At 69.8% G+C, this 6013-nt stretch carries 6 protein-coding genes and 1 pseudogene; 5 read left to right on the top strand and 2 right to left on the bottom strand.

Annotated elements, in window-relative coordinates:
• Together ACIKT0_RS11810 and ACIKT0_RS11805 are read right to left on the bottom strand one after the other, a co-directional pair.
• A partial coding sequence (locus ACIKT0_RS11810) for a site-specific integrase (protein ID WP_407105532.1) occupies nucleotides 1-672 on the bottom strand: 672 nt, incomplete at its 3' end.
• Nucleotides 669-887, bottom strand: coding sequence for a hypothetical protein (locus tag ACIKT0_RS11805; RefSeq protein ID WP_407105531.1), 219 nt, complete (start codon nucleotides 885-887; stop codon nucleotides 669-671). The genes ACIKT0_RS11810 and ACIKT0_RS11805, both read right to left, overlap by 4 nt.
• On the opposite strand from ACIKT0_RS11805, the gene ACIKT0_RS11800 reads away from it, so the two are divergent.
• From ACIKT0_RS11800 to ACIKT0_RS11780, 5 genes and pseudogenes are all read left to right on the top strand, one after another.
• Nucleotides 874-1677 carry a shikimate kinase gene (locus tag ACIKT0_RS11800; RefSeq protein ID WP_407105530.1) on the top strand — a complete coding sequence of 268 codons (804 nt, stop codon included), beginning with the start codon at nucleotides 874-876 and terminating at the stop codon, nucleotides 1675-1677. The two genes, ACIKT0_RS11805 and ACIKT0_RS11800, sit on opposite strands and share 14 nt — an antisense overlap.
• Entirely contained in the window at nucleotides 1674-2798 is a 1125-nt protein-coding gene (aroB, locus tag ACIKT0_RS11795; RefSeq protein ID WP_407105529.1) for a 3-dehydroquinate synthase, read from the top strand. Before ACIKT0_RS11800 ends, aroB begins: the two co-directional genes overlap by 4 nt.
• Nucleotides 2799-2927: 129 nt before the next feature.
• Complete coding sequence (cysD, locus tag ACIKT0_RS11790) at nucleotides 2928-3836, top strand: sulfate adenylyltransferase subunit CysD (protein ID WP_407105528.1); 909 nt, start codon at nucleotides 2928-2930, stop codon at nucleotides 3834-3836.
• Nucleotides 3836-5731 (top strand): sulfate adenylyltransferase subunit CysN, encoded by a 1896-nt coding sequence (gene cysN / locus ACIKT0_RS11785; protein WP_407105527.1) that lies wholly within the window; start codon nucleotides 3836-3838, stop codon nucleotides 5729-5731. The genes cysD and cysN overlap by 1 nt, the downstream gene beginning before the upstream one ends.
• A 99-nt stretch (nucleotides 5732-5830) precedes the next feature.
• Nucleotides 5831-6013: pseudogene (locus ACIKT0_RS11780) on the top strand (retropepsin-like aspartic protease family protein); the annotation flags it as partial.

Here is a 6013-nt window from a genome sequence, read left to right as displayed (position 1 = left end):
AACGCCGCCAACTCGTATTTCTGGGCAGGCAAGGTTCCGGCCGCCCAATTTTTCACCACCGTTCCGTTCGGGCTCAACTTCCAGGGTGGCGAGCGGCGTCAGCGGCACGAGCCGCTCCCGCCCGCCCTTGCCCTTCACGGCGATCACGGCCGCGTCCGGACGGGCGGCGGACCTGGGAAGGCTGACCAGCTCCGAGACGCGCAGGCCGGTGGAGTAGGCGATCTCCAAAAGGCAGACGAGCCGCGCCGAAGACAGCCGCGCTCGTGGCGTGGGCTCAGGTCCGGGGTCGGCCGCGGCGGCGATCAGAGCCTCGATGTCCGCCGTCGAAAGCGTCTTGGGCAGCGCGCGGCCGCGGCGCGGGCTGTCGATCGCGGCGGTCGGATCGTCGCTCCTGATGGCGTCTGAATAGAGGAACTTGTGGAACTGGCGGACCGCGGAGAGCTTGCGGCTCGCCGATGAGGCCTTGAAGCCGCGCGCGGCGAGGTCGGCGACATGCGCGCGGACGTCCTCCGGCCCCGCCGTGTCCGGTCCGACGCCGCGGGTGGCCAGGAAGGCGACGTAGTCGTCGAGGTCCCGCCGATAGGCCTGCAGGGTGTTGAGCGCCGCGCCGCGTTCGGCGCTCGCCATCTCCAGAAAGGCCTCGACGTGACGCCTTGCGGCCCGGCCGCTCATCGCGTCGTCGTGTCGGCCGCGGACGTCTCCGCTCCCGCGGTCCTCGGGTGCGCGACAGCGGCTTCCGGCGCGGGCGGGCGCAGGCGCGCGGCCGGGATCGTCACCACCATCTCCCGGGTTCGCGGCGTGACGAAGGTGGCGAGCGCGTAAACCGCGCTGAACCCCAAGGCGCCGACGACGCCGAGGACGGTCAGGAATCTGATGAGGCTCGGCATGCGCCACCCATCGTTTCGCGGCCCGGCCGCGCGCGCCAGATCAGGTCGCCATAGGACCAGACCGTCGCAATTATCGACAATTGTGTCTCCGCAGGCTTTAGGAATAGGTTGCGCGCCGCCCCAACAGGAGTTTTTGCCGGAAGCCATGACGGCGACGCCACATCCCGACGACCGCCACGCCGGCGGCCAGGAGGACGGAGCAGCTTCGGCCCCGGCCAATCAGGCGGCGGCCGTGCGCGCGAGCCTCGGCAGCCGCTCGATCGTCCTGATTGGCATGATGGGCGCGGGAAAGACGTCTGTCGGCCGCCGTCTCGCCCAGGCGCTCGAACTGCCTTTCTTCGACGCCGATGCGGAGATCGAGGCGCGCGCGGGGATGACCATCCCGGAACTCTTCGAGAAGCACGGCGAGCCGTATTTCCGCGCCGGCGAGGCCCGCGTGATCGCGAGCCTGCTCGGCCAAGGGCCGCAGGTGCTGGCGACCGGCGGCGGGGCCTGGATGAACCCGGACACCCGGGCGCGGATCGCGGAGGCTGGTCTCTCTGTCTGGCTCAAGGCCGAGGTCGACGTCCTCTTGCGGCGGGTCCGCAAGCGCAACAACCGGCCGCTGCTTGCGTCCGGCGATCCCGAAGCGACCCTGCGCGCCCTCCTCGAGACCCGCTATCCCGTATATGCGCTGGCCGACCTCACCATCCTGTCCCGCGACGCCCCGCATGATCACGTGGTGGCCGACGTGATCGAGGGGCTGCATGCGAAGCTCAGCCCCGGCGCGCCCTTGGAGAACTTGACATGACGGCGCTTGAGGCGGTCGAGCACGAACGCGTCCGCGTCGCGCTCGGCGAACGCTCCTACGACATCCTGATCGGCCCGCACCTGCTCGATACAGCCGGCGAGCGGATCGCCGCGCTCGGCGCCCGGACGGTCGCCGTGGTGACCGACGAGAACGTCGCCGCGCTGCACCTGCCGGTGGTCGTCGCCGCGCTGCGCGCCGCGGGTCTGAAGGTCGAGACCGTCACGGTTTCGCCGGGCGAGAGCTCGAAATCCTTCGAGACGCTCGGCTTCGTGGTGGACAGCCTGCTCGCGGCGCGGATCGAGCGCGGCGACGTCGTGCTCGCCCTCGGAGGCGGCGTGATCGGCGACCTCGCGGGCTTCGCCGCCGCGATCCTGAGGCGGGGCGTGCGCTGCGTCCAGGCGCCCACCTCGCTGCTCGCCCAGGTGGATAGCTCCGTCGGCGGCAAGACCGGGATCAACTCGCCGCGCGGGAAGAACCTGATCGGCGCGTTCCACCAGCCGAGCCTGGTGCTGGCCGACACCGACGCGCTCGACACGCTTCCGCCGCGCGAGTTTCGCGCGGGCTATGCGGAGGTCGTCAAATACGGGCTGATCGACGACGCGGCCTTCTTCGGCTGGCTTGAGGCGAGTCACGGCGAGATCTTCGCGGGCGGCCCCGCACGGGCCCGTGCGATCGCGACGAGTTGCCGGGCGAAGGCCGCGGTGGTGGCGCGCGACGAGCACGAGCACGGCGACCGGGCGCTGCTCAATCTCGGCCACACCTTCGGCCACGCGCTCGAGGCCGAGGTGGCCTATGACGGGCGACGGCTGATCCACGGCGAAGGCGTCGCGATCGGAATGGCCATGGCTTTCCGCTTCTCCGCGGAGCTCGGGCTGGCGCCCGCGGAGGACGCGGCTCGCGTCGAGCGCCACCTCGCGGCCGTCGGACTGCCGACCCATCCTGGCGCGATACCCGGAGGCGTCGGCGGCCCGGGCGCGCTGTTCGCCCACATGCAGCAGGACAAGAAGGTCGAGCGCGGGCGGCTGACCTTCATCCTCGCGCGGGGGATCGGCAAGAGCTTCGTCGCCCGCGACGTCGATCCCGCCGCCGCCATGGCGTTCCTGGAGCGCGAGCTCGGCTGAGCGAGCCGCGGCGGCCCGTAATCTGGCGGGCGCCGTTCGCGCTTGCGGCGCTATGGCAAAGGGTCTATCGGATCTCGGACGTAAATTGAGAACATACTACATTATGTTCTCGTATTTTATCCGGATCCCATGTCCTCATCATTATCGTCTCATTTACGGGCGTTGGAGTCGGAGTCGATTCACGTCATCCGTGAGGTTGCGGCTGAGTTTCGCAATCCTGTGATGTTGTATTCGATCGGCAAGGACTCGTCGGTGATGCTTCATCTTGCGATGAAGGCGTTTTATCCGGCGAAGCCTCCGTTTCCTCTGCTGCATGTCGACACGACGTGGAAGTTCCGGGAGATGATCGCGTTCCGGGACGAGACGGCGCGGCGGCTCGGGGTCGAGCTGATCGTGCATGTCAACGAGGACGGGGTGCGGCGCGGCGTGTCGCCGGTGGCGTCTGGCTCGAGCGTGCACACCCAGGTGATGAAGACCGAGGGGCTGCGGCAGGCGCTCGACAGACATGGCTTCGACGCCGCCTTCGGGGGCGCGCGGCGCGACGAGGAGAAGAGCCGGGCCAAGGAGCGGGTGTTCTCGTTCCGCACCGCCGGCCATGGCTGGGACCCGCGCAACCAGCGGCCGGAGCTCTGGCGGCTCTACAACACGCGGGTCAAGGCCGGCGAGTCGATCCGGGTGTTCCCGCTGTCGAACTGGACCGAGCTCGACGTCTGGCAATATGTGCTGGCCGAGCGGATCCCGGTGGTGCCGCTGTACTTCTCGGCGGAGCGGCCGGTGGTGCGGCGCGACGGCGCGCTGATCATGCGCGACGACGAGCGGCTGCCGCTCGAGCCCGGCGAGGTCCCGGAGATGCGGCGGGTGCGGTTCCGCACGCTCGGCTGCTATCCGCTGACCGGGGCGATCGAGAGCGATGCGGCGAGCCTCGAGGAGATCATCGCCGAGATGCTGGCCTCGACGACCTCGGAGCGGCAGGGCCGGCTGATCGACGCCGACGAGGCCGGCTCGATGGAGAAGAAGAAGCGCGAGGGCTATTTCTGATGAACGCCCCGGACTTCTCGGCGCGCGCGCTCGCCGACGCGGTGTCCCGCAAGGGGCTGCTGCGCTTCATCACCTGCGGCTCGGTCGACGACGGCAAGTCGACGCTGATCGGGCGGCTGCTCTACGACACCCGGCTGATCTTCGACGACCAGCTTTCGGCGCTCGAGCGGGACAGCCGCAAATACGGCACCACCGGGCCTGCGATCGACCTCGCGCTGCTGGTCGACGGGCTCGAGGCGGAGCGCGAGCAGGGCATCACGATCGACGTCGCCTACCGGTATTTCGCGACCGACAAGCGCAGCTTCATCGTGGCCGACACGCCGGGCCACGAGCAGTACACCCGCAACATGGCGACCGGGGCCTCGACGGCCGACCTCGCGGTGATCCTGGTCGACGCCCGCAAGGGGATTTTGACCCAGACGCGGCGGCACAGCTTCATCTGTTCGGCGCTCGGCATCCGGCGGGTCGCGGTGGCGGTCAACAAGATCGACCTCGTGGACTACAGCCATGTGGCGTTCGCCGAGATCGAGGCGGGCTACCGGGCGTTCGCCGAGAAGCTCGGCTTCACCGAGATCGCCGCGATCCCGCTGTCGGCGCTGACCGGCGCCAACGTCACCGCGGCCTCGCCCGAGACGCCGTGGTATCGCGGCCCGACGCTGCTCGAGCATCTCGAGGAGGTCGAGGTGGCGAGCGGTCTGAAGGACGCGCCGATGCGCTTCCCGGTGCAGTGGGTGAACCGGCCGAACCTCGACTTCCGCGGCTTTGCGGGCACGCTCGCCTCGGGCTCGGTGCGGCCGGGCGACGCGATCGTGGTGGCGGGCTCGGGGCGGACCAGCCGGGTCGCCCGGATCGTGACCATGGAGGGCGACCGCGAGGCGGCGGTCGCGGGCGACAGCGTGACGCTGACGCTGGAGGACGAGGTCGACGTCGCGCGCGGCGACGTGCTGGCGCATCCGGAGACGCGGCCTGAGGTGTCGAACCAGTTCGCCGCCAAGCTGATCTGGATGGACGAGGAGCCGCTCTATCCGGGCCGCTCCTATCTGCTGAAGCTCGCCGCCAGGACGGTTCCGGCGACCGTGACGGCGCTCAAATACAAGATCGACGTCAACAGCTTCGACCAGCTCGCGGCCAGGACGCTCGGGCTGAACGAGATCGCCGAGGTCAATGTCGAGACCGGGGCGGCGCTGGCGTTCGACCCTTACGCGGACAACCGCGACACCGGCGGCTTCATCCTGATCGACCGCGAGACGAACGCCACCGCGGCGGCCGGCATGATCCTGCACGGACTGCGGCGGGCGACCAACATCCACCGCCATGCGAGCGCGGTCGACCGCGAGACGCGCGCGGCGCTGAAGCGCCAGCGTCCGGCGATCCTGTGGTTCACGGGGCTGTCGGGCTCGGGCAAGTCGACGATCGCAAACCTCGTCGAGAAGCGGCTGGCGCTCGCCGGCCAGCACACCATGCTGCTCGACGGCGACAATGTCCGGCACGGGCTGAACAAGGACCTCGGCTTCACGGACGCCGACCGGGTGGAGAACATCCGCCGGGTGGGCGAGGTGGCGAAGCTGTTCGTGGAGGCCGGCACGCTCGCGATCTGCTGCTTCATCTCGCCGTTCGAGGCGGAGCGCGAGCTGGTCCGCAGCCTGGTCGGCGAGGGCGAGTTCCTGGAGATCTTCGTCGACACCCCGCTGGAGGTCTGCGAGGCGCGTGACCCGAAGGGCCTCTACGCCCGCGCCCGCGCCGGCCTGATCCCGAACTTCACCGGCGTCTCCTCCCCCTACGAACGCCCCCAGACCCCGGACCTCCTCCTCGACACCACGCAGCACACCCCCGAACAACTCGCCCAGAAGGTCGTCGACCTCATCACACAGAAGGGCCTGGTGCAGCCAAGCTGAAGGGCCTTCACGAAGGTCCATCCTGCGTCGGCGCGCCGTTAACCCGCGGCCCACCAGCCGCGCGGCATGATCCGCGCGGGCCTGACGGCGGACGCGGACTTGATCAAGATCATCCTGCTCGCGGCCTTCGCGGTGATCGGGGCCGTCTACCTGGCCTCGGAACTGGGCGCCCTTCGGCAGCCGAAGGGCGCTGATCCGGCGCCGCCCCCGCTCGCTGAGAGCGACGGCGCCGTGACGCTGCGGGCCGACCCGGACGGACACTTCCGCGTCGACGCCACGATC

The organism is Hansschlegelia beijingensis (assembly GCF_045505405.1).
Lineage (GTDB): Bacteria > Pseudomonadota > Alphaproteobacteria > Rhizobiales > Methylopilaceae > Methylopila > Methylopila beijingensis_A.
This window is presented reverse-complemented; position numbering and strand designations above follow the sequence as displayed.

Bases quoted from the DNA above. Each gene is read 5' to 3' on its own strand.
- ACIKT0_RS11800 (WP_407105530.1), top strand. From the start codon at position 874: ATGAGGCTCGGCATGCGCCACCCATCGTTTCGCGGCCCGGCCGCGCGC.
- aroB (WP_407105529.1), top strand. From the start codon at position 1,674: ATGACGGCGCTTGAGGCGGTCGAGCACGAACGCGTCCGCGTCGCGCTC.
- cysD (WP_407105528.1), top strand. From the start codon at position 2,928: ATGTCCTCATCATTATCGTCTCATTTACGGGCGTTGGAGTCGGAGTCG.
- ACIKT0_RS11805 (WP_407105531.1), bottom strand. From the start codon at position 887: ATGCCGAGCCTCATCAGATTCCTGACCGTCCTCGGCGTCGTCGGCGCC.
- cysN (WP_407105527.1), top strand. From the start codon at position 3,836: ATGAACGCCCCGGACTTCTCGGCGCGCGCGCTCGCCGACGCGGTGTCC.